We start from the raw sequence: 23402 nt of genomic DNA, 5'->3' as shown, positions 1-23402 counted from the left end.
TTTTATTAGAAATAAAAAAATACTTACCTAATTTTTGCAATGATTTTAAACAAAATATTTTTGCTAAAAAATAATTTAGGGAAGCCCCTAAAATACTGCCTAAAACACCAGATAAAATCACAAGAGATATATCAAGACTTCCCTTAGAAGCTAAATAACCTGCTGGAATCATAATAATTTCGCTGGGAAATGGAATAAAGCTACTTTCTATCATCATTAATAATAATATTATTATATAACCATATAATTCTATAATTAAGGTTATGTTATTTATGATACTAAAAATATACTCTATCATTTAAAAATATTTCTAATTTCAAGAAAATGTTTATAAACTTCACCAGTTAGTAATTTATTCTTAATAATATGAAAACATTCTTTCAGCTCTTTATCTTTTTGCTGTAATTTTAACCCAAAAGCTGCGTTTAAGCATACTGCGTCATGATAAGCGCCTTCTTCACCTTTAAATAAATTTAGCATTTTTAATGCGTTGTAATCTGCATCACCTCCTTTCAGATCAGAAAGTTTATAATTATTATTAAGTAATGTTTTTGGATCAAAAGTGTAGAAATGCTTTTTACCAGAGATTATTTCTATAATGTTAGTTTTAGCTGATATTGAAACCTCATCTAAACCATCTATACTACTTACAATAAAAGCATGCTCATAATTTAGCTTTAATAAAATATCCGCATATTTATCCATTAACTTTAAATCATATACACCAATTAACTGTTTATTTAAATTTGCTGGATTTAATAGCGGCCCAATCAAATTGAAAATAGTCCTAACTTTAAGAGAGTTTCTTATCTCTGCAACTTGTTTTATAGCTTGGTGATAATATGGTGCAAATAAAAAACAAAAATTATGTTTTTTTAAGCAAGTTTTCATAATTTCTGGAGTTGCTGTTATATCCACACCTAGCTTAGCTAAGACATCGGAAGAACCAGATTTTGAACTAATTGCTTTATTTCCATGTTTTACAACTTTTACACCCAGGCTAGATAAAGTAAAGGCAACAGCTGTAGATATATTTAAGCTGTTATGCCCATCTCCACCGGTTCCACAAACATCAATTGCATTTAAATCACTTGCAAATTTGTTTGCCTTTGATTTTAAAAGTGAAACTAAGCTATATATTTCTTCACTAGATTCTCCCCTAAACGACAAGCCAAATAAAAAAGCTGCAATTTCTTCTTTAGTATATTTTTGCTCTAAAACACCTAAAAAAATATTTTTTAACTCACTTTCTGAAAAAGTCTGATTTTCTTGTAATTTTGTAAGGTAGTCTTTCATGACTTAATAATTTCTAAGAAAGCTCTTTCTAAACTGTCGCTTTTATATTTTGTTTTAAATTGTTTTGCTGTACCGCTAAAACATAACTCACTATTATGAATAACCCCTACTCTATTACAAATTTCATCTATATCAGAGAGTATATGGGAGCTGAAAAAAACAGTATTACCTTTTTTAGCATAATCTTCTAATAAATCTTTTAACTTTATCCTGACATGCGGATCTAAACCACTCATAGGTTCATCAAGAATAAGTAATTTAGCTTCGGTTAGGAATGTAGATATTAAACCAAGCTTTTGCCCCATTCCTTTTGAATATTTTGTCACTCTATTATCAAGAGCATTTTTATCTAAATCAAGAACTTCAGCAAGTTTTATAGCATCATTCTTTTTATATTTCTTACCTAGATAACCCATTGATAACTCCAAAAATTCATGCCCTTTTAGTAAAAAAGAAGGTTGGAACTTTTCTGGTAAATATGCCAAATCAGCCCTAGAATTTTTATGATTAGAATTAATGTTAAAAATATTTACTTCGCCATAAGTTGGTTTAAGTAAATCTAATATTATTTTTATTAATGTAGTTTTACCCACTCCATTTGCACCAATTAAGCCAAATATATCACCTGGCATGATTTTTAGGGATATATCATTTATAATTAATCTTTTTTTAAATAATTTTGATAGATTAGATATTTCTAAAACTGCTTTCTTACTCATTGTTTCTTCCTTCTAAAATTTTAATATTACTACCTACAGAAAAGGTCTGGTTAGGCTCCAGAGTAAAATCAATTTTTGCTATATTATCTGAAACTTCAACATAAGTTCTTGCTGGCAAACGACTCGCCTCAGTTTCTTTAATTATAGCATTTACAAACTTCTCATAACCTGTAATCCACCTTAATCTTACAAAATTATTGTTTATTTCAATCAGTTCTAAGTCACTTTCATTAGTTTTTGGAGTTATTTTATTACCATTGAGCCATAATATCCAATCAGTTTTAGAATAAAAAATTATAGAGTTTAAATAAAAATTTATAGCTGAACTTCTTATAACCTCTACATTCTCTTCTCCATCTATATCTTCAATTATAATTTTTCTACCATCATTAATAGCTTCCAAAGCATTGTCTAAACGATCTAATTGTTCTTGCGTATGAAATAAAGAGCTTTTCCTTAAAACTTTTAGGATCTCATTATTTTCTTCTAATTTTAATCTTTCTTTAGTTAGTTTTTCTTCCTCTAACTTATTAAGACGCTTTTCCTTCTCATTTTCCAGCTCTAGTTTCTTTTTAGTTTTTTCTGTTACTTCCTTAACCAAATCTTCACTTTTTACATCAGGTGCAACGGCTATATTATCTGAACTGGTTTCTGTTAATCTATTTAATTCAACTTCTTCCGTTTGTTCCTTTAACATTTGCTCTAAATTTTCATCTAGTGCATATGATTGAAAAATAAATAGAAAATTTAATAATATTATTTTAATCATACTATTCCAACTCTTTTAATGCTCTCCAATCTAGCTCTATATCAGCACTTACTGATGATATTTTTGAATCACTATATAAACTAGATAAAAAAGTTTGATTTAAATCGCGTTCCAACTTTAAACTATATGAGTTAAATACTAAATAGCCTGGGAATAAATCTGTTAGCTCATGAATAAAGTTATAAATCTTTACATCAGATAATGCTTTTAATCTAATTTTTATAACACTAAATTCCACACCTATCGATTCTCGTAAAAATTTACCACTAAGCAACTCAGGTTTAGACATGTTTATATCTATATTTTTAAAATTATATTTTTTATTTAAGCCCTCAATGATATTTTTTGCAGTACTAATTCTGAGACCTGCAAATGATTCATAATCACTTGTTAAATATTCCCAAGTTGCAAGAGCTTCACCTATATCTTTAGTTTTAGCATTAAAGCTATTTATTTTTCTTTCCATATTAGATACTTTTCCTTTTGACGATCTCTCCTGACGAGATAACTTATTATCTATATTAGAAAAATAATTATGTGTAAAAAACGTCGCAACTAGCAAGGAGATAAGAATAAAAGCCTTGAAGAAAACTATAACTTTTAATTTTTGTACTGTTATCATCTTAATGGACCTATAATGTTCAAGGTAATTGGAATATCATCCACTGTATTACCAAAGTTAATAGTATCTGGCAATTCAGAATGCTGAATTTCATAAGAACTAAACTCTGTTTTTATATCTCTTATAAATATATCATATTTAGAAAATAATTCTTCATATGATAAATCTTTACCCGTAAAAACCGCATCTATTTTAACAATGATTTTTTTACCCTTAGATAGTTTCCAAGAATAATTTTTCATTTTAAGTATATCAGGCAAAACAGTAGAAAATTTAAAGATCATATCAAGTGGCTTGATATTTATTTCGCCAAGCATTGAATGTAATTTGGCAACATCTATCACTTTATCTTCATCGATATCAAAACCAAATTTTTCTTCTCTTATATTTTCTAGCTTTTGGGTTAGTTTTTTTTCTTTAAAATTTAGCCGTTCAATTGTATTTTTAGTAACGCCAATAGATTGTATTTTTAAAGCTAAAAATAAAATCAGAAAAAGTAATGTAGCAGCTGATAATATGGTAAGTGCTATATTTACATTATTAATAATAGAGATTTTTTCTAAGTTTTTAGTTAAAAAACCTAAAAATTTCCCTTTTTTTGCAAAATATACAGTAACAAATTCATCTATAGAAAAATTCTTATTTGTTTTAGTTGCAGTTTTGCTTATTAAGCTAGCTAGAGATTTTCTTTTAAGGTAAAAGAACTTATAACCTTTTATAGTGCTAGCATCAAATTTAGCTGCCAAAGCATCGCCGAAAAGCAAAAATACATTTAAGCCATGTTTATCTTTAAAACCTATTCTTCTCAAATATTCTATGGTACCCAAAATTTGACTTCTTAAAGTCTCCAAATCATTCTCATCTGTAGAATCGTTATTAAAGCTTAGGAGTCTACTAAAGATTAATTTAGAATTTTCATTCACTATTATTCTAATTCCACCCATATCTAATTGAATCACAAGTATTTTCCATCTTACTTTAGAAACAGCCACTCCTTCTATTTTTAACTTATTATGCACTTCATCTATTAGTGCTGATAATTCAATGGGAATTGAAAACACAGCATCTACTGGATTTGATATATTATGTGTATAATCTATCCAATCATTTAATGGTGAGACATTAGCTATATTAGCAATAATAAAGTTGGAGCTTTTATTATCTTTATCTTGCTTGTTTTTTATATTATAAAAATTATGTAAATCTTGTTTTTTATAATCTCTAGATATCCGTTTAGTAATTAATTTCTTAATTATCATTCGGTTAGTTGACGGAAAAGTAACCTTTTTAAAACTCTGCTCACTTACATCTGTTAATATATATAATGGCACATTAGAATGTTGAGCTAACAACTTACTAAATTGCTTTATCTCATTATCTGTTATTGTTTTTACTAATAAAACCTTTTTTTCTATTCCTTTTTCTACCAATGAAAGCCTAGCGCCATTGTCGCTTACTAACAATATGAATTTTTTAAATATAAATTTTTGAAATAGTGCTAACATTTATTTAATATTACTAAAACTTGAATATAAAGGACCAAAAACAGATAAGGATATCCATAGGAGCAAACCTCCCATAATGAGAGTTAAAGCAGGCTGTATTACCCCAACCATTGCATCAACAGAGTCATTAACTTCTTTATCATAAAAAAACTTAACATTTTGCAGGGAATCTTCCATATTACCTGTTCGTTCGCCAACTTCAAACATTCTTACTACCAAATTTGGGAATCTTTTTGAGTTTCTAAGTGAGCTGCTTATACTGCTGCCATCGGAAACTTCTCTACTTATATCTGATATTGTCTCTTTCATTACTCTGTTACTTACAACTCTTTCAACAATATCAAAACAATCCATTACATCAATACCACTTTTAAAGGTAATTAGAAAAAACTGACTAAATCTTGCAACATCTATTTTTAACAAAGTGCTGCCCACAAATGGTATTGATAATACTATTTTATCAATTACATATGCATATTTTTCATTGTATTTATAAAAGAGTTTATTTGCAAATATAAGAAATATTGGCGTTATAATCATCAACTGCCAATATACCTTAAAAACTTCAGAAGAACTAATTAATGCTTTAGTGTAAAATGGTAAATCAAAATTTTGTTTTAATAAAAAATCCGATAATTTTGGAATTACCACAACCATCATCACAGCGGTAACAGCAAATACCACAACCAAAAGAAATATAGGATATCTGACTGCTTTTTTAGTTTTTCTCTTTATCTCATCTGACCACTTCAAATGCTCAGCCAAATAGTTAAATGACTGGCTTAAATTTCCAGTCTTCTCTCCAGCTTTTACTAAACCAACAAAAACTTCATCAAAAGTCTTAGGATGCTCCTCCATTGCTTCTGAAAGCATTTTTCCTGCTTTTACAGACTCATATATATCTTGCATCAAATCCCTGAATTTAGGATTATCATCAGAATCTCTTAAATCTTCTATTGCCTGAGTAACTGGTATTCCCGCTTTATCTAACTGTTCGAAATGAGTACATAATAAAATAAGATCTTTTGCATTCAAAGGTGATGATATGCTTAGTGAAAAGCTTGAGGAGCCAGATTCCTTATGTGATAATATTTCTAGACCAATTTCGCTTAATTTATACTCTAAATCATCTGCGTTATTAGCATTCATTGTTCCTTTAAATTGCTTTCCAGTATCACTAATTGCTACATATGAATAATTTGCCATTTTAAAGCCTATCTAACATGTCTATATTTCTGATCACTTCATCAACATCAGTAATACCTTGCATAACCTTACTTAAAGCATCTTGAGCCATACTGACAAAGCCCTCTTTATTTGCTTGAGTTAAAATAGCGTTAGCAGTTGATCCAAGAGCTATCATTTCATCAATTTCTCTGGAAATTGCTAATATTTCTGATACTGCTACCCTACCTTTATATCCAGTATTTCCACATTTATCACAACCCGCTGCATGATACACTTCCTCCCCCTCACTTGGGTCTATGCCTAAAATTTCACACTCATCTGGCCTTGCTTTTTCTTTAACCTTACAATCTACACATAATATTCTTATTAATCTCTGTGCAAGACAACAAATAAGAGCTCCTGATAAAAGCGAGTGCTTTACTCCTATGTCTGATAATCTTGAAATTACTCCAACTGCATCATTTGTATGCAAGGTAGTAAATACTTGATGACCAGTCATAGCTGCTCTAACTGCAATAGAAGCTGTGTCGGAATCTCTAACTTCTCCTACGAAAATAACATCAGGATCTTGTCTTAAAAGTGATTTTATACCATCAACAAAGCTAATGCTTCCATCTTTTACTGATGTCTGTCTAATTAAAGGTATTTCATACTCTACTGGGTCTTCTAGAGTCATTATATTTTTATCCACCGAATTTATATAACTTAAAACAGAATATAATGTAGTGGTTTTTCCACTTCCAGTTGGCCCTGTTACAACAATTATACCTTCTGGCTTTTTCAACAACTTTGTTAATAATTTTATATTATGCTCTGAGTAGCCTAGTTTATCTAATTCAACTAGTGATTTGGCTTTATCTAATATTCGCATAACAATATTTTCGCCATGCACTGTTGGTTGAGTTGCAACTCTAAAGTCAACTTCCCTGCCTAAAACATTAGCTGTTGCATGTCCATCTTGAGATTTTCTACTTTCAGCTATATTCATGCTGGACATTATTTTTATTCTTACGGCAATTGAAGGCCAGTAATCTTTATGAAAAGCTTTTATTTGGCGCATCTTACCATCAACTCTGTATCTTAGACGCAAAAAACTTTCTTCTGGTTCAAAATGGATGTCAGAAGCATTAATGTGTACTGCGTCAATTAGGATGGAATCAACCAATCTTACGACTGGATTTTTATAATTTTCATTATTTCCAGCACTTGCATTGTCAAACCCCTCCTTAACATTCTCTATTTCTTTTAAAATACCATCCATGGACATATCATAGTCATAATACTGATCTATTACTTCTAGGATTTCTGTGTCAGGGCTGTAAAGAGGTTCTATAGTAAAGTTGGAAGGGAAGAATTTCTTTACACTATCCAATGCAATCACATCATACACATCATGTATGGCAACAAAGATTTTTTTTGGCTCTATTCCAACAGTTATAACTTTATGCTTTAAAGCTATCTCTTTTGGGATTTTTTTTATAAGTCTTGCATCTAGTACAATCGATTTTAAGTCAAATTTTTCTATTCCAGAAGTTTTAGAGATAGCTTCTCCTAAAGCACTTTCTGTAACAAATCCCATATTAACAAGTAATTCACCCAAAGAAGATTTACCCGTAATAGCCATTTGCTTTTTAGCTACTTGCAGCTGGTCATCTGATATCAGACCTTTTTCTACCAAAATAACACCTAAATCTTTGTTTTTAGGGTCTATTTTAGTATTTTGTTCAGAATTGTTGTTTTCCTTCATCTTAAATATATTCTCATATAACTAACATTTTTTTTAACTAGTTTTCAACCAAAATTTTACTTTATATTATATTGTAAAATGCATTTTTTATCTGTTGTATCTTTGCAATAAGCGTAGTCTAAAGTTAATATACATATACAACCGTTTTTATTATAGCCATTATCTGCTAAAATATTTCCTGATACTGGTAATCCATCATCTAGTTTTACATCTATTCGATGTGATTCAGCAGAACTTAAACAAGATTTAGTAAGATTACCAAAACCTTTATCTAAAGCAATTCTTAAAAAGTTACTTTTCTCATCTAAGTTATAAAAAATGTTATTTAACTTACTATCAGCAATAATTTGATAACCACATAATGAATTGTTACTATATTGCATGTTAGCATAAATTTTAGCATAAGTTAAATTAAAATTTGTAAAATTACTATTTATTAATTTAGCGACTGACAAGTGCTGCCAAGCAAAGAATGTTTCTTTGTGATCTTCGACCAACTCATTACCATTACCATTTTGCACATTATTAAAGAATTTTTGTGCAAAAGGTAAATCTCCAGGTAAAAATTTATATTTTTCTTTAAATAGCTTAATCTGTGTTATATTATTCTTTGTTTCTACAATGAAAGCTTTAGATTTGGCATTATCCATTATATTATTTATACATAATATTGTTATAGTTATTATAGAGATAAAGATGAAGACCAATATAGAATCTAAAAAAGAAAACATTTAAAATGAATAAGGACATTAATTATACATTAACAACAGCATTTTTGCTATTACTTGGCGTAATATTATATTACACTTATATACGAGATAGCAAACTATATTTTGGTAGCTATAATAATAGTGAGCATAACTTCTCTATTTCTGGAAAAGCTCATATTATTGATGGTGACTCTGTAAAGATAAATAATTATGAAATAAGATTGATAGATATTGACGCACCTGAATATAAGCAAACATGTTATAATAGCAGTAATAAAGTATATAATTGTGGTAAGCTCGCTCTAAAGTTTTTGCGTAACCAAACAAATAACAAGAACATTAAATGTAACATCAACGGCAAAGATTATTATTCAAGATTTTTAGCTACATGCTATATATTAGATGTTAATCTAAATTCACTCATGGTAGAAAATGGCTGGGCAATTAATTACAGCTCTTCTAACAAATATTACAACAAGGAGTTGTTGGCTAAAAAAAACAAAATAGGTTTGTGGCAAGGAGACTTTATTACCCCTAGACAATATCGAAAATTAAATCCAAGATTCTAACTAACAAAAAACACAAGCTAGTTTATAGTTAATTAAACAAATTAAAAGCAAAGAGCGTTGTAAAGTAGCTAATATAAAATGTTTTGTAGGCGTAAGGATAAAACTTATATAAACAAAATAATACTCCTAAGACAAAGCCTGGTTTTTAAGATTTAACTATTTCTAAGCCTCTATGCAAGATTCAAAACTGCCGGCTATTATTTAAATTGACACTTAATAATACTAAAATTAACAAATATAGTTACAAAACTTATAACATCACTTTTGAAAAAAGCTTACATAATAATTAAAGTTACTAATCGAATATCAGCTTTAAAAACTATTAATAATAGTTAGCTTTATACTATAAAAGATTCTAATTTTTTAAAAGTATCGCTTTTGCTTCATTTAATAAAGCTGAGATATGCTTAGAGCCACCCTTATCTGGATGATTATTTTTAATCAGCTTTTTATACTGATTTTTAATCTCTAGCTTACTGGATCCTTCTTGTAGATCTAGTATTTTATATGCCTCAGCCTTAGTCATTTTAGCTTTGTAGCGAACTGGATTTTGCTTATTCTTAAGAAAAAACCACTTTAAAATACTAGAATTTCTAATTAAAATATAAAATATTTTTAATAGAAATGGTACCAAAAATGCCAACAAAGCAAAAATTAATTTGCCATATTTAATACTAAAAAACACAATTATAGCAGTCAATAAGATAGCAATATAATATCTGAAATATCTTTTATCCTGCCTTAACTTAAAACCTATTAAGAGCAGTATAACTAATAATATTACATACAGCATCTTTAAATATGCAAAGCCTTATCATAAGCATCTAAAACAGATTCATGCATCATCTCTGATAATGTTGGATGTGGAAAGCATGTACGCATGATATCTTCTTCTGTTGCTTCAAAAGTTTTTGCAAGTACAAAACCCTGAATAAGTTCAGTTACTTCTGAACCTATCATGTGCGCTCCTAATAATTCACCTGTTTCACTATTAAAAATAGTTTTTATTAAACCACTTTCTTTGCCAGAAGCAATCGCTTTTCCATTTGCCATAAATGGAAATCTACCTACCTTTAAGTTATAACCTTGCTCTTTAGCTGCTTTTTCTGTTAAGCCAACGGAAGCAATTTGTGGGTTAGTATATGTGCAGCCTGGAATGTTTTCTTTCTTTAGTGGATGAGACCCGAGTCCTGCTATATGTTCTACAGCAGCAACTGCTTCATGTGAAGCTTTATGGGCAAGCCATGGCGCACCAGCTACATCTCCAATAGCATAAACATTAGCTTCATCAGTTTTACAATTTTCATCAGTTAAAATACTTCCTTTATCAACTTTAACTTTTCCTCCTTCCAAGCCAATATCTTCAGTATTTCCAACTATGCCAACTGCTGAGATTATTCTGTCGAATTTAACTAACTCAACTTTGTTATTTTTGCTGTTTTTAAGCTCTACTTCAACTTCAGACTTTAATTTTTCAAGATTAGAAATTGTAGTATTAGTTTTAATATTGATACCTTGATTAGAAAACTCTTTGGTCGCTAATTTTGAAATTTCATTATCTTCTACGGGTAAAATAGTATCTGCAAGCTCAATTACAGTAACTTTCGTACCTAGACTATTATAAAAATTTGCAAACTCCATGCCAATTGCACCACTTCCAACAACTAGTAAATTTTTGGGTAGAGTATCTGCAACCATAGCTTCCTTGTAAGTCCAAATAAACTTGCCATCTGGTTCTAAATTTGGTAATATTCTGGCTCTGGCACCAGTGGATATTATGATATTTTTTGTTTTAATATCTTCGGTTTCACCATTACTAAAAAAAGCTCTTATTTGGTTAGGACCATTAAGTTTACCTCTAGCTTCTATAACCGTAATGTTATTTTTTTTCATTAAATGACCAATACCTGAAGCTAGCTTTTTTGACACTTCTCTGGATCTTGAAATAATCTTTTTAAAATCTATTTCTGAAGAGCTTACCTTAATACCATATTCATCTGCATGTTTTATTAGGTTATTTACTTCTGCTGATTTCAACAATGCCTTAGTAGGAATACAACCCCAATTTAAGCAAATTCCACCTAAGTGTTTTTCTTCTATAACTGCCGTTTTAAAACCCAGCTGAGCTGCTCTAATCGCGGCTACATAACCACCAGGTCCACCCCCTATTACAATAATATCAAAATTTCTAGACATATAATATTTTTTTAAAATTCAAAATTAAGATATAGCTTTCTTTTGAAATTTCCAATTAATTTTAACAAGAATTAAGTTATTTAATTCCATTAAATTATAATTTAAAGTATAATGTAAGCTGATAACTTAATTAACATTAACAATCACTACTCCTATTATTATTAACAATAAGCCTAAAATAATTGGCCAATTTATAGGATCTTTATAAAAATAAACACTTAAGATCGTAACTAAAAACAAACCAATCCCAGACCATGAGGCATAGATAATTGCAAGAGGTATTTTGCTTGAAATTAAGGCTAGGCAGTAAAAGGATAATACATATGAAAGTAACAATATAATTGTTGGAATTAATTTTGAAAAATTTTGCGATACAGGTAGTAACATTGTACCAATAACTTCAAAAATTATGGCAGCTAATAAAATTAAATATGGATGCATGTTACTTAAACTTATTAAATTTTAGAATTACTCCACAGTTACAGATTTGGCTAGATTTCTTGGTTGATCAACATCCGTTCCTTTTGCAACAGCTGTGTGATAAGCAAGTAATTGTATAGGTATTGAAAAAATTATTGAAGAAACAAAACTATTAATTTCTGGTAATATTATTATTTTTTCAGCTATGTCCTTAACTTTGTTTTTCAAAGATTCTTCTGTGATTACAATAATCTTGCCACCTCTAGATTTTACCTCCTCTAAATTAGAAATGGTTTTGTGTGTAATGTTATCATTTGGTAAGATTGCAACAATAAATAAATTCTCATCAATTAATGCAATAGGACCATGTTTTAGCTCTCCTGCTGCTATACCTTCTGCATGAATATATGAGATTTCTTTTAATTTAAGAGCGGCCTCATGTGCTAAACCATAACTTGCTCCCCTACCCAAATAAATAACGCTATTTCTATTTTTTATAAGATTAGCAATATCAATAATCTGATCTTCCTTATTAAATGATTCATTCATTAATTTAGGAGCTTTTCTTAACATGCGGCAGTAGTTTTTTTTGCTTGAATTGCTGAGCAGTTTATGTGCAAAACTTATTTCTATTGTAAGCAATGCTAATATTGTTAATTGCGCGGTAAAAGCTTTAGTTGAAGCAACTCCAATTTCTGGGCCTGCTAAAATATTAATAAAATAATCAGCAATATTTGCCATTGAACTATGTTCTGAGTTGCAAATCACTAATGTTTTTACTCCTTCTTTTTTAACCATTTTAAGAGCTGCTAAACTATCTGCAGTTTCACCAGACTGTGAAATAAATACCACCAACCTACTATCTGAGAAATGATTTGTGTAAAGAAACTCAGATGCTATTTCTACTTTGCAACTGACATTTGCAATATTTTCCAGCCAATATTTTGCAATCAAAGCAGAATAATAAGAGCTTCCACACGCAACAAAAGTAATTTTTTTTAAATCTTTATAATTTAATTTAGCCTTAGGGAAGATTATTTCATTAGTTTCTCTATCGCAATATGTCCTTAATATATCTGAAATAACGGCAGGCTGCTCATTTATTTCTTTTTGCATAAAGTGACGGTAATCTCCTTTACCTACATAATTAGATGAGAAGCTAGTATATTTTAGTTCTCTTTTTACTATATTGTGATCTTTATCGTAAATTGATATGGCATCTTGCTCTAAAATTGCTATGTCATCATCATTTAAGTAACATATTTTGTTGGTTTGCTCAGCTATTGCATAAGCATCACTAGCTATGTAATTTCCTTTGTCAGCTAGACCAATAGCAAGAGGAGAACCTCTTTTTACCGCATATAATTTGTCTGGTTCATACTTGCTAATAATTCCTAAAGCAAATGCACCATCAAAATTCTCCATAGCGCGCCTTATTGCTAATAGAACATTATTAGTTTCCTTGTAGGCTTTATCAATTAAATTAGGTATTACCTCCGTATCAGTTTCACTTTTAAATTTATAGCCTTCAGCCATTAGCTCTTCTTTGATATCACGAAAATTTTCTATAATACCATTATGTACTACTGCAAAATTACCGTTTGAATGAGGGTGAGCGTTGATTTCATTGGGTTTACCATGAGTTGCCCATCTTGTGTGTGCTATTCCATTGTTGCCCTCAAGTGATTTTTGCGCTAACCTTTCTTTTAATGAAATTATTTTTCCTTCAGCTTTTCTAACTTTTATGGATTTACTCTGATTAATAACAGCTACACCGGAAGAATCGTAACCTCGATATTCAAGCTTTGTAAGTCCATCAACAAGATTATTAACTACATTTTCGTTAGAAATATATCCAAAAATTCCGCACATTTTATCCTCAAAAGCTAAATCATACATTATTCCTTTTGTTAGTCAAAAACTTAAATCTATTTTAGTTGACTTGAATAGTAAGAATTAAATAATTAATATTGCTAAATAATATTAGTTTTGCTAATTTAAGAGCGAAATTTTAGCAGGAGTAAAATGCATTTTAAAATAGATCGTAATTCATTACTTAAATCATTATCACACATACAAGGTGTTGTTGAAAGAAGAAACACTATTCCAATATTATCAAATGTTAAAATTAACGCCAAAAATTCTAACTTAGAGTTTACAGCAACTGACATGGATGTAGCTGTAACTGATAACATTCCAGCTGAAATTTTAAGTGATGGCACAATAACTGTTCCTGCTCACACATTTCATGATATTGTAAAAAAACTACCAGATGGTTCTAGTGTAGATTGCTCATACGATGAAAGTAACTCAACAAGTAAAACCTTAAAAATAAAATCAGCTAAATGCAACTTTACCTTACCTGTGATAGAGTCGAACGATTTTCCTGTTATAGAAACAGGAGATATCACTCATAAGTTTTCTGTAAATAAGAAGGATTTCCTTAAATTGGTTGATAAAACTAAATTTGCTATTTCTACAGAAGAAACGCGCTATTATCTGAATGGTATTTATTTACATGATACAAATAATAATGGCAAAAATGTTTTAAGAGCTGTTGCAACTGATGGTCATAGATTAGCAAGAGTAGAGGTTGACCTTCCAGAAGGAGCAAAAGACATGCCTAAAATTATTGTTCCAAGAAAGACAATTTTAGAAATTAAAAAAGTTCTAGAAGAAGATAACGAAAACAATGAAATTACAATTCACATTTCTACTACAAAAATAAAATTTGAGTTTGTTAATATTACGCTTATTTCCAAATTAATAGATGGTAACTTCCCTGATTATGAAAGAGTTATCCCAAACAATAATAATTTAATATTAAAAACAGAAGTTAAGCCACTAGCAATTGCTATAGACAGAGTTTCAACTATTTCTTCTGACAAAGGTAAATCTGTTAAATTAACTTTAGGTGACAACAAATTGGTATTGTCCGCAGATAATGTGGAAGTTGGTTTTGCAAAAGAAGAATTAGCGGTTAATTATGCAAGTGATTTAATTGAAACTGGTTTTAATTCTAAATATTTAATAGAATTAACTTCTGTTTTAGAAGGAGAAACGGCAGAATTTCACTTTTCAGATGGAGCTTCCCCTACTTTAGTACAAGATTCAAGTGATTCATCTTCATTATTTGTAATTATGCCAATGCGCATATAATGCCACAAACACAGGATTTTGATTTAAAGTTAAATAAAGTTTTTATTTCTAAGATTAAATTAACTAATTTTAGAAATTTCTCACAAGCAACATATAATATTTCGAAAAACATTTGTGCTTTAGTAGGCGATAATGGTGTAGGAAAAACTAATATATTAGAAGCTATCTCTTTATGCGCTCCTGGTAGAGGTCTTCGAAATAGTAAAATTGAAGAATTCGAAAATATTAATAGTGCAGAATATTTTAATGGCTTTAACATTAACATAGATTTTCAGCACAATGAAAGACAATATAATTTTTCTACGGCTAAGTTAGAGAACTCAAATAGTAGAATATTTAATCTTGATAATAATAAGCTCAATAAACAGGCTGATATTGCAAAATATTTAAATCTCCTATGGCTAACTCCTCTTTATGACAGTATTTTCACAGCTCCAAAATCTGAAAGAAGAAAGTTTTTCGACCGTATAATATTTAATCTCAACCCTGAACATTTGCAAAATTTACAGAGATATGAATATTATCTTAAAGAAAGAATGAATATTTTGCTAAATTATGGTGTATCATCTAGTTGGCTAGAAACTATAGAAAATAAATTAGCTGAGTTAAATAGTGCTATTGCATTTACTAGAGTTGAAACTATTCGCTATTTAAATAATGAGTTAGAAGATTTAGATGCAAAATACCCTAAAGCATTATTGTTTTTTCAGGATGGTTTTGAAAAAATGTATTTAGATAAGATAGCCACAATTAAAATAGAAAAAACAGCAAAAGATTTACTTACAGAAAATAGAAGTAATGACTTATTAAAAAAGCAAACTCACATTGGCATACATAAGACTGATTTTTCATGTTTTTATGTAGAAAAAAATATAAACTCTTTATATTGCTCTACGGGCGAACAAAAATCACTACTTGCATCAATTTTTATAGCATTAGCTAAATTACTGTGCAAAATTAATGGAAAAACTCCTATTTTATTACTAGATGAGGTTCTTAGTCATTTGGATAAAAGCAATGCAACTTCTTTTATAAATGATCTAAAAAAATTAAATATTCAGACCATTATGACTGGTACAGATAAAAAGTTTTTTAGTTCAATTAAAGATATAGAAATTATTGAACTAAGCTAATTTTATTTTCTAAAAACTCTTCTATCTGCTTTAGATTAATTGGGCCTCTATAATGTGCTATGATATTATTACCCTTATCTATTAAAAATGATTCTGGCACTCCTATTAAACCAAATATAGTTTTAGAAGAACCCCTTTTATCCATTAATAATAAGTCATAAGGATCACCATGTTCATTCAACCAATTTTCTACAGTTGTTGGATTATCACGCCACACCACTCCAATTACCTCTATATCATCTCTCATAGTTAAGCTCATCATATCATCATGTTCCATCATGCAAGTAGAGCACCAAGATGCAAAGAAATTTAATAATTTATACCCCTTGTTAATTTCAAGAATATTATTATTTGTGAATTTGTTATTATCTATAATAGTAGCTAACTCAAAATCTGGAACTTTACTACCAACCAAAACTCCTAATTCATATTTTTCTCTATCACTAAATAATGCTTTATAAAGTATTACACCTAATATAGTGGTTATGATAATATATTTAAAACTTGTTTTTTTTGTCATTTTTAACTCGTAAGAAAAATTGTAAAATTAATAATAAAGCAGCTAACCAAAGCAAGTTTATATAGGGATTATATATAAATCTTATTTTCACTTTATTTTTAGAATATATTTCGCCGATTACAAGATATATATCATGCAAACCATATCTTTTTATGTAAACCTCCTTAGTAGTTATATCACTTGCTAAATAATATCTTTGCTCAGGCGACAATTCGATAATTTTGTTTTTATGCTTAAGTTGAAAACTCGCTTTAGCATATAAATAATTAGATGCTCTACCTTCTGTAAAACCATTAAAATTAAGAGAATAATCTAAGAACTCTAGTGGTTTATCTTTAGTAATTACTTGCTCTGTTTCAAATTTTTTTAGATTATTTAAAGAAATAGCTAGAATAATTAAGGCAAATGAAGCATGTGCTATATTTGATTTTGACAATCTAAATTTCCCTTTAAATTGTAAAGAAGAATTTATATTGCTAACAATTACAATTAATGCAAATAAAGCTATTAACCAATCATATTTAGCCTGTATTATCAATATTATAAGTAAAGAAGCTAAAGCTAAAGCAACAAGTTTAATTAATAAGTTGAAGCGTATATTACGGTAAGGAACCACAGACATGAAGGCTAAAATTATTAATAATATTGGCAATATAGATTTGTTAAAAAAGTCAGGACCTATAAATAATTCTTGCTTAACAATAACATTATAGAAAATAGGAAAAAACACCCCGAAAGAAACTATAATTATTACAGAAGTTATTAAAAAATTTTGTATTCTAATTAGATTACTCTTGTTTAAAGAAAATTTTGCTTCTCTTCTTTTATGCTTAAAATTTCTAAGTGCATATATTGTATAGCAAGTCACAATCAAGAAGATTAAAAGCAAAAATACGCCTCTGTAAGGATCATCTGCAAAGCTATGTACTGAAATTAGGATACCTGATCTAATTACAAAAAAGCTTAGTAAAATTATTAAAAATGTAGTTAGGGCAGAAAAAACAAACCAATTTAACAAATTTTTATTTTGTAAAATAGCGATATTACTGTGCAGAGATAGCAATGAAAAAAGCCAGATCAATAAAGCAAGATTTTCAACTGGGTCCCAGAACCAGTACCCTCCCCAGCCTAATTCTCTGTAAGCCCACCATGAACCAAGCATTATACCTAGAGTAAGGGTAACAAAAGCTAACTTATTAAGACTTAATATTGTTTTTAAATTAGCAAAAGTAAATTTATTTTCTTTAACTAATGCTATAGTAAAAGCGTAAGTAATAATTGAAATAATATAACCTAAATACAATATAGGTGGATGAATGATTAAAGCAAAATCTTGTAAGATGGGGTTTAGTCCAAGGCCATTATTGGTAAGTTCTTTATTTAGTAAGAAAGGATTAGAAGTAAAAAATAAATAAAGAGAAAATAAAGCTACTATTAGCATTATTGTTTGCTGACATAAAGCGATAACTTTTTTGTTAGTTACTTTATTTAAGGTTAATAAATTAACTGCGGCAAGTAAGAAAATAAACAATAATAATGAGCCCTCATGGTTTCCCCATATTGCTGCAATTTTATAAAATAGTGGCTTTTCACTATAAGAGTTAAGATAGATATTTAATAAACTAAAATCAGAATTAATATAAGCAATAGCTAATATTGAGAAGGCAAAGCTACTTATTATAAAAATTGTTAATTTTATTTTAAATAAAATTTTCAAACCTTTACCAAAGGACAGAAAAAGAAAGAAAAATGAAGAGCTTAATGCAAGTAGTACAAGTGATAGATTGCCAAGAATATAGTTCATATTTATTCCTTATAATCTGTTTTTACGGCTACATAATTTTCATCATGTTTGGCTAATATTTTACTTGCTACAAAATTAGTCTTTTCTACTTTGCCTATTGCAACCACTCCTTGCCCTTCTCTAAAAATATCTGGTAGAATTCCTTTGTAATTTACTTTAATTTCATTTTTGTAGTCTGTTACTGTAAATTCTATTAAACCATTTTCATTAGTTATTAAGCTGTTTTTCTTTACCACTCCACCTAATCTTGCAGTTGTAATGTGTTTTTTTGTTAAAATTTCTGTTGGAGTAAAATAGAAAGAGATATTTTCATTTAAATTCTTTAAAATTAATCCTAAAAAACCGGATGTGATTATAATAATTAGCACAAGATTGACTAATCGTGATTTTACTTTTTTATGCATCTTTTTTGTCTTCTTTAAGTCTTTTACTGTTTTTTAACGTTCTAATATATAATAGAAACATTAATGTGAATGCTATAAAATATGCGCAATATATGTAGTTACTGTAATCTTTCATTTGCTAAATAAGAATAATATATCATAATAATTTGTACAAACAATAGTTTTGGGCGGTTAGCTCAGTTGGTTAGAGCGCTACGTTGACATCGTAGAGGTCGTTAGTTCGAATCTAATATCGCCCACCATTTTTTCCTTTACTATTTATTCATCTAATTAGTTAGATTACCTTAATAAAAACTCTAAATAATTACCTATTTCAAGCTCTATATTATGAGTATTATTTGGATAATTAACAATTTTATTAGAAATTTTAAAACTTTCACCAGCTTCTAAATATTTTAAAGGAACTTCATAAGTTATTACTTCTAACAGATAATTACTTTTATTTAAAAATTTAATTCTTAAATCTGGGATTTTTTTTATTTTATCTGATTTGTTAACTACAAAACCAGAAAGTAATAAAGGAGAGTTTTTAGCAAAGGATGATTTTGCAATAACAACTTTATCAAATTGCAACATTCTATTGTCAGTTAATCCAAGCAAACTTGGACCTATATTTAATAAAGGTTTATCAAGAAGTTGATTTTTTTTAGTAATCAAAAAAGTTAAGATTGAAAAAAACAACAAAATATAAAATATTATTTTTGTAAGAAATTGAAAATTAGAATATTTAAAATAATCATTAATTTTTTTATCTGTAATAATCTCTCGTAAAATTAGGGACTCTTCGGTACTAAGTTTAATTCTATTTATCAGTTCAGGATCGGTGGGGTTATGAGTTTTAAAAGCATTTTTAAAATCACTGCTATCATATTTAAGTAACCATAGATGATGACAATTACCACATTTTAGGATTCTCCCCTTACTTTTAACCTTTTTAACTTCGTTAATACTAAGTTTATATTTAGTATGACATTTCTCACAAGTAACTAACACTTTACAGCTCTAAAAACATAATTTATAAATTATCATAATTCATTATAATAAAATATGCAAAATTTAGAAACAAAAATTAATAATTTATGGGATCAAAGAGAAAACACAGATTTCAATGATATTAAAATAAAAGAAAACATTGACGAGGTTGCAAGCTTAATTGATTCAGGTGCACTTAGAGTGTGTGATAGAATAAATGATGAGTGGCATGTGAATCAATGGGTTAAGAAAGCTATTTTACTTTCATTTAGAACTAATAAAATGGCCGTAATAGATGGAGGTCCATTTATAAATGGTCATGCATATTGGTATGATAAAGTAAAATCTAAATTTGAAGGTTGGACTGAAGATAATTTTAAACAGGCAAATTTTAGAGCAGTACCAAATTGTATAGTTCGTTATGGTTCATTTATTGGTGAAAATGTTGTTTTAATGCCAAGTTTTGTAAATTTAGGAGCATATGTAGATAGTGGCACCATGATAGACACTTGGGCAACTGTTGGATCATGTGCGCAGATTGGAAAAAATTGTCATATTTCTGGTGGTGCCGGTATTGGTGGTGTTTTAGAGCCATTACAAGCAAACCCTGTAATAATAGAAGATAATTGTTTTGTTGGAGCTAGGTCTGAAATTGCTGAAGGCGTATTGGTGGAAACTGGCTCGGTTATTTCTATGGGTGTATATTTGGGGAAGTCTACTAAAATCATAAATAGAGAAACTGGGGAAATAACTTATGGAAGAATTCCACCATATTCTGTAGTTGTACCGGGTAATTTACCTAACAAGGACCCAAATAAGCCAGGTTTATATTGTGCAGTTATTGTAAAGCAAGTTGATGCAAAAACCAGATCTAAAACCTCCATCAACGAATTACTAAGAGATTAATATGAGTCAATATACTCTTGAGTTAGCTCAAAAATTAATGCAAAGAAAGTCAGTAACACCTGAAAATGACGGAGCTATTGAGTTATTGGCTGAAGAACTAGCGAAATTAGGCTTTAAAAACACAATTTTATCTTTTAGTGACAATAACTTACCAGAAATACATAATTTATATGCTAAATTTGGTAATTCAGCTAAAAACTTAGCCTTTGCAGGACATACAGATGTGGTGCCAGCTGGTGACATAACAAAATGGAGTTTTGACCCTTTTTCTGCAACTATAGATAACAATATCTTATATGGTAGAGGAGCTGTAGATATGAAAGTAGCTATTGCTTGTTTTCTTGGTGCTGTAAAGTTGTTTTTAGCAAAAAACCCTGATTTTAATAATTCTATTAGCTTTTTAATAACAGGTGACGAAGAGGATATAGCAATTAATGGCACTGTTAAAGTTATAGATTATTTAGTAAAAAATAATGAAAAAATTAGTCATACAATAGTTGGTGAACCTACTAATCCAGAAAAGATTGGTGAGATGGTTAAAGTTGGGAGAAGAGGAAGTGTTAACTTTACTTTGACGGCAATTGGTAAACAAGGCCATGTCGCCTATCCAGAAAATGCGATAAACCCAATTACTGCCCTTATCAAAACTTTAAATTTGTTAATCGACCATCAATTTGATCTTGGTAACAAATATTTTGATCCAACTCACTTAGAAGTAACTTCTTTTGATGTGGATAATAGCACTACTAATATTATACCTGAATCTGCTACAGCTAAATTTAATATCCGCTTTAATAGTGAATATGATAGCAAGCAAATCATTCAAATAATAGATGAGGCTTGCTCTAAGACTTTAGCACAATATGAACTGGATCATAGAGTTAGTGGCGAGTCATTTTTGACAGAGGATATAAATTTACAAAATATGATTACAACTGCTGTAAAAGATGTTGTAGGTAAAGCTCCTATTTTAAGTACTACAGGCGGCACATCTGATGCAAGATTTATCAAAAACATCTGCCCTACTATAGAGTTTGGTCTTATCAACAAAACAGCTCATCAAATTGACGAACATATAGCATTGGATGATATAGAAAAATTAGAAAAGATATATTTAAGATTTTTAGAGTTATATTTCCAATCCTAAATATTAAGCAGAAGTAAAGAATTTTATTATAAGGAGTTGTTTTAATTTCAACAGCTCTTTGTATTTTTACAGTTAAGGTTCAATGGCTTACCTTAGCTTTCAACTTCAATATGAGCTTTCACGCTAAAATAAGATATTTTTAAGTAGACATTACTGCTGAACCTAGTTTACCCCCTTATTCTTAATGTTAGTTGGAGTAGTTATTATAGTTCATTCTTTTGGAAGAAGTTTTTTATGTGAATTTTAACATTAATTTTAGCTCAAGAAAATGTTACTACTTTATTGTTAACTATTTTAATCTCCACTAGAATAAAGGGGCTTAATATTATTAGTTAAATATTTCCATGGTGTGAGCTAGATATCTAATATGAAAATTTTAAAAAACAGAGTTTTTGGCAAATCTTGATGATATGACTTACTTAATAATTTCTGATTAAAAAATGTTATTATAATCTATTTTTTCTAATCTGGTTTTAATGATTCTTTTATAAATGACTGTGTGATAATTACAAAGCCAAATAAAGTGCTATTTTAGCAAGAAAAGCGTTTCATACCAACTAAATTTTTGCATATACCTTAAAATTATGTTAATATGTTACATATAAAAACTTAGGTACAATAAAATGAGATTAACTGAACACCACACTCCCATACCACAAGTAACAATCCCTCGTATAAAGTTCATCAAACAAATTGAACCCTTTAAAGCATTCAAACCAAAATTCCATGAACAGCTTCTTCAAGTATTTGATAATGGTTCTAGGCTTAGTATATTGAATTTAAAATATAACCAAATCTGATCCGAAGGCACAAAAGCACTTGCAGCTATTACCGAAGCCATAATAACCAACAACACAAAAAAATAAAAATCGACTATAGTACGTACAGCAAGGTCACTAGCTAAGATAGCACCAGAACTAGCTCCAGAAGATCAAAAGTATTTAGCAGGTAAATTGGGTAGTATGCCTGATGAGGTAATTGCAAAAATAACAGAGTTTAAGGAAGCATCTATAAAGCCACATAAATTAACCACAGATCAAAGTTTAAAATTAAGATTGAGTGCTATTGAAGATGGACGTAAAAAGCAAGAAGCAGATATATTAAGAGCTTTAACTAAAGAAGGAATATTGGCAGCAGTAGATGCAAAACCAGACTATCTAGCAGAACTAATCACTAAACTAGAGTCTTTACCAAGCTTACCTGATCATATAGCTAAAAATGACGATGGAACATATACATATCATTATGAAGCAGGAAATGGAGCAGCTGAATTGGCTAAAAAACCATTAAATCAACTAACAGAAAGTGAGTTAACTGTGCTTAATCATCAGATAGAAGCTAGATTGGCAAGGCAGCAAGCAGCACAAGAAGCAGGAGGACAAGCTGAAGCAAGAACAGCAGCAAGCCCAAAAGATCTATCGCATGTTGCAAGGCTAGCTGAGCAAAGAGCACAAGAACAAGTAACAGGAGCGCAGCCTAATGGCAGATAAAATATAGTTAAAATAAAAAAACTATATGCTAAATCCCTACCCTTACTAGCTATATAATCTGAAGTGTTTTTTGCTCAGCTAGCCTTGCAACATGCGATAGATCTTTTGGGCTTGCTGCTGTTCTTG

General features: G+C 29.3%; 23 protein-coding genes and 1 tRNA gene. 7 read left to right on the top strand and 17 right to left on the bottom strand.

Annotated features, from left to right (window positions below):
- The 9 genes from HOH73_06155 to HOH73_06115 all read right to left on the bottom strand — a co-directional run.
- Window positions 1-298: DedA family protein (locus tag HOH73_06155; protein MBT5828436.1), on the bottom strand; the 298-nt coding region annotated here is incomplete at its 3' end.
- On the bottom strand, window positions 295-1296 hold the full coding sequence (gene trpD, locus HOH73_06150; GenBank protein ID MBT5828435.1) for an anthranilate phosphoribosyltransferase: 1002 nt from the start codon (window positions 1294-1296) through the stop codon (window positions 295-297). The genes HOH73_06155 and trpD, both read right to left, overlap by 4 nt.
- The gene (locus HOH73_06145) at window positions 1293-2015 is read right to left on the bottom strand and encodes an ABC transporter ATP-binding protein (GenBank protein ID MBT5828434.1); all 723 of its coding nucleotides are present in this window, start codon (window positions 2013-2015) and stop codon (window positions 1293-1295) included. The genes trpD and HOH73_06145 overlap by 4 nt, the downstream gene beginning before the upstream one ends.
- The gene (locus HOH73_06140) at window positions 2008-2784 is read right to left on the bottom strand and encodes a hypothetical protein (GenBank protein MBT5828433.1); all 777 of its coding nucleotides are present in this window, start codon (window positions 2782-2784) and stop codon (window positions 2008-2010) included. The genes HOH73_06145 and HOH73_06140 overlap by 8 nt, the downstream gene beginning before the upstream one ends.
- 1 nt (window position 2785) lies before the next feature.
- Entirely contained in the window at window positions 2786-3406 is a 621-nt protein-coding gene (locus HOH73_06135; protein MBT5828432.1) for a hypothetical protein, read from the bottom strand.
- Complete coding sequence (locus HOH73_06130; protein ID MBT5828431.1) at window positions 3403-4911, bottom strand: hypothetical protein; 1509 nt, start codon at window positions 4909-4911, stop codon at window positions 3403-3405. The genes HOH73_06135 and HOH73_06130 overlap by 4 nt, the downstream gene beginning before the upstream one ends.
- Window positions 4912-6117 carry a type II secretion system F family protein gene (locus tag HOH73_06125; protein ID MBT5828430.1) on the bottom strand — a complete coding sequence of 402 codons (1206 nt, stop codon included), beginning with the start codon at window positions 6115-6117 and terminating at the stop codon, window positions 4912-4914.
- Between the two features lies 1 nt (window position 6118).
- A complete protein-coding gene (gene tadA, locus HOH73_06120; GenBank protein ID MBT5828429.1) occupies window positions 6119-7846 on the bottom strand; it encodes a Flp pilus assembly complex ATPase component TadA in 1728 nt (575 codons plus the stop codon).
- A gap of 56 nt (window positions 7847-7902) precedes the next feature.
- The gene (locus HOH73_06115) at window positions 7903-8496 is read right to left on the bottom strand and encodes a hypothetical protein (GenBank protein MBT5828428.1); all 594 of its coding nucleotides are present in this window, start codon (window positions 8494-8496) and stop codon (window positions 7903-7905) included.
- Between the two features lie 86 nt (window positions 8497-8582).
- Here HOH73_06115 and HOH73_06110 point away from each other — a divergent pair, with 86 nt between their 5' ends.
- A complete protein-coding gene (locus HOH73_06110) occupies window positions 8583-9125 on the top strand; it encodes a thermonuclease family protein (protein ID MBT5828427.1) in 543 nt (180 codons plus the stop codon).
- A gap of 355 nt (window positions 9126-9480) precedes the next feature.
- On the opposite strand, the gene HOH73_06105 is transcribed toward HOH73_06110, so the two are convergent.
- From HOH73_06105 to glmS, 4 genes are all read right to left on the bottom strand, one after another.
- Window positions 9481-9651: a DnaJ domain-containing protein gene (locus HOH73_06105; GenBank protein ID MBT5828426.1), complete on the bottom strand. Its 171-nt coding sequence runs from the start codon at window positions 9649-9651 to the stop codon at window positions 9481-9483.
- 269 nt (window positions 9652-9920) lie between these two features.
- Entirely contained in the window at window positions 9921-11321 is a 1401-nt protein-coding gene (lpdA, locus tag HOH73_06100; GenBank protein MBT5828425.1) for a dihydrolipoyl dehydrogenase, read from the bottom strand.
- 126 nt (window positions 11322-11447) lie between these two features.
- The gene (locus HOH73_06095; GenBank protein MBT5828424.1) at window positions 11448-11762 is read right to left on the bottom strand and encodes a multidrug efflux SMR transporter; all 315 of its coding nucleotides are present in this window, start codon (window positions 11760-11762) and stop codon (window positions 11448-11450) included.
- A 27-nt stretch (window positions 11763-11789) separates the two neighbouring features.
- The gene (glmS, locus tag HOH73_06090) at window positions 11790-13640 is read right to left on the bottom strand and encodes a glutamine--fructose-6-phosphate transaminase (isomerizing) (protein MBT5828423.1); all 1851 of its coding nucleotides are present in this window, start codon (window positions 13638-13640) and stop codon (window positions 11790-11792) included.
- A 126-nt stretch (window positions 13641-13766) separates the two neighbouring features.
- Between glmS and HOH73_06085 the strand changes: the two genes are divergently transcribed.
- Window positions 13767-14900, top strand: coding sequence for a DNA polymerase III subunit beta (locus HOH73_06085; protein MBT5828422.1), 1134 nt, complete (start codon window positions 13767-13769; stop codon window positions 14898-14900).
- Window positions 14900-16033, top strand: a complete 1134-nt coding sequence (gene recF, locus HOH73_06080) for a DNA replication/repair protein RecF (protein MBT5828421.1) — start codon at window positions 14900-14902, stop codon at window positions 16031-16033. The genes HOH73_06085 and recF overlap by 1 nt, the downstream gene beginning before the upstream one ends.
- Here recF and HOH73_06075 read toward each other — a convergent pair.
- Genes HOH73_06075 through ccmE form a run of 3 tightly spaced genes read right to left on the bottom strand, consistent with a single transcriptional unit; the run spans window position 16017 to window position 18761 of the window.
- The gene (locus HOH73_06075) at window positions 16017-16553 is read right to left on the bottom strand and encodes a redoxin family protein (GenBank protein MBT5828420.1); all 537 of its coding nucleotides are present in this window, start codon (window positions 16551-16553) and stop codon (window positions 16017-16019) included. The genes recF and HOH73_06075 overlap by 17 nt on opposite strands.
- On the bottom strand, window positions 16531-18357 hold the full coding sequence (gene ccsA, locus HOH73_06070; protein ID MBT5828419.1) for a cytochrome c biogenesis protein CcsA: 1827 nt from the start codon (window positions 18355-18357) through the stop codon (window positions 16531-16533). The genes HOH73_06075 and ccsA overlap by 23 nt, the downstream gene beginning before the upstream one ends.
- 2 nt (window positions 18358-18359) lie before the next feature.
- Entirely contained in the window at window positions 18360-18761 is a 402-nt protein-coding gene (gene ccmE, locus HOH73_06065; GenBank protein MBT5828418.1) for a cytochrome c maturation protein CcmE, read from the bottom strand.
- Between the two features lie 165 nt (window positions 18762-18926).
- On the opposite strand from ccmE, the gene HOH73_06060 reads away from it, so the two are divergent.
- A tRNA-Val gene (locus tag HOH73_06060) sits at window positions 18927-19003 on the top strand.
- Window positions 19004-19040: 37 nt separating this feature from the next.
- On the opposite strand, the gene HOH73_06055 is transcribed toward HOH73_06060, so the two are convergent.
- Window positions 19041-19754, bottom strand: coding sequence for a hypothetical protein (locus tag HOH73_06055; GenBank protein ID MBT5828417.1), 714 nt, complete (start codon window positions 19752-19754; stop codon window positions 19041-19043).
- Between the two features lie 54 nt (window positions 19755-19808).
- On the opposite strand from HOH73_06055, the gene dapD reads away from it, so the two are divergent.
- From dapD to HOH73_06040, 3 genes are all read left to right on the top strand, one after another.
- Entirely contained in the window at window positions 19809-20639 is an 831-nt protein-coding gene (gene dapD / locus HOH73_06050; GenBank protein ID MBT5828416.1) for a 2,3,4,5-tetrahydropyridine-2,6-dicarboxylate N-succinyltransferase, read from the top strand.
- A 1-nt stretch (window position 20640) separates the two neighbouring features.
- Window positions 20641-21786, top strand: a complete 1146-nt coding sequence (gene dapE, locus HOH73_06045) for a succinyl-diaminopimelate desuccinylase (GenBank protein ID MBT5828415.1) — start codon at window positions 20641-20643, stop codon at window positions 21784-21786.
- 962 nt (window positions 21787-22748) lie between these two features.
- Window positions 22749-23276 (top strand): hypothetical protein, encoded by a 528-nt coding sequence (locus tag HOH73_06040; protein MBT5828414.1) that lies wholly within the window; start codon window positions 22749-22751, stop codon window positions 23274-23276.
- Window positions 23277-23402 lie beyond the last annotated feature (126 nt).

This window comes from Alphaproteobacteria bacterium (assembly GCA_018667735.1).
Lineage (GTDB): Bacteria > Pseudomonadota > Alphaproteobacteria > Rickettsiales > JABIRX01 > JABIRX01.
The sequence above is the reverse complement of the archived record's forward strand: the minus strand, read 5'-3'. Positions and strand labels throughout refer to the sequence as shown.

Bases quoted from the DNA above. Each gene is read 5' to 3' on its own strand.
- trpD (MBT5828435.1), bottom strand. From the start codon at position 1,296: ATGAAAGACTACCTTACAAAATTACAAGAAAATCAGACTTTTTCAGAA.
- HOH73_06145 (MBT5828434.1), bottom strand. From the start codon at position 2,015: ATGAGTAAGAAAGCAGTTTTAGAAATATCTAATCTATCAAAATTATTT.
- HOH73_06140 (MBT5828433.1), bottom strand. From the start codon at position 2,784: ATGATTAAAATAATATTATTAAATTTTCTATTTATTTTTCAATCATAT.
- HOH73_06135 (MBT5828432.1), bottom strand. From the start codon at position 3,406: ATGATAACAGTACAAAAATTAAAAGTTATAGTTTTCTTCAAGGCTTTT.
- HOH73_06130 (MBT5828431.1), bottom strand. From the start codon at position 4,911: ATGTTAGCACTATTTCAAAAATTTATATTTAAAAAATTCATATTGTTA.
- HOH73_06125 (MBT5828430.1), bottom strand. From the start codon at position 6,117: ATGGCAAATTATTCATATGTAGCAATTAGTGATACTGGAAAGCAATTT.
- tadA (MBT5828429.1), bottom strand. From the start codon at position 7,846: ATGAAGGAAAACAACAATTCTGAACAAAATACTAAAATAGACCCTAAA.
- HOH73_06115 (MBT5828428.1), bottom strand. From the start codon at position 8,496: ATGGATAATGCCAAATCTAAAGCTTTCATTGTAGAAACAAAGAATAAT.
- HOH73_06110 (MBT5828427.1), top strand. From the start codon at position 8,583: ATGAATAAGGACATTAATTATACATTAACAACAGCATTTTTGCTATTA.
- HOH73_06105 (MBT5828426.1), bottom strand. From the start codon at position 9,651: ATGACTAAGGCTGAGGCATATAAAATACTAGATCTACAAGAAGGATCC.
- lpdA (MBT5828425.1), bottom strand. From the start codon at position 11,321: ATGTCTAGAAATTTTGATATTATTGTAATAGGGGGTGGACCTGGTGGT.
- HOH73_06095 (MBT5828424.1), bottom strand. From the start codon at position 11,762: ATGCATCCATATTTAATTTTATTAGCTGCCATAATTTTTGAAGTTATT.
- glmS (MBT5828423.1), bottom strand. From the start codon at position 13,640: ATGTATGATTTAGCTTTTGAGGATAAAATGTGCGGAATTTTTGGATAT.
- HOH73_06085 (MBT5828422.1), top strand. From the start codon at position 13,767: ATGCATTTTAAAATAGATCGTAATTCATTACTTAAATCATTATCACAC.
- recF (MBT5828421.1), top strand. From the start codon at position 14,900: ATGCCACAAACACAGGATTTTGATTTAAAGTTAAATAAAGTTTTTATT.
- HOH73_06075 (MBT5828420.1), bottom strand. From the start codon at position 16,553: ATGACAAAAAAAACAAGTTTTAAATATATTATCATAACCACTATATTA.
- ccsA (MBT5828419.1), bottom strand. From the start codon at position 18,357: ATGAACTATATTCTTGGCAATCTATCACTTGTACTACTTGCATTAAGC.
- ccmE (MBT5828418.1), bottom strand. From the start codon at position 18,761: ATGCATAAAAAAGTAAAATCACGATTAGTCAATCTTGTGCTAATTATT.
- dapD (MBT5828416.1), top strand. From the start codon at position 19,809: ATGCAAAATTTAGAAACAAAAATTAATAATTTATGGGATCAAAGAGAA.
- dapE (MBT5828415.1), top strand. From the start codon at position 20,641: ATGAGTCAATATACTCTTGAGTTAGCTCAAAAATTAATGCAAAGAAAG.
- HOH73_06040 (MBT5828414.1), top strand. From the start codon at position 22,749: ATGCCTGATGAGGTAATTGCAAAAATAACAGAGTTTAAGGAAGCATCT.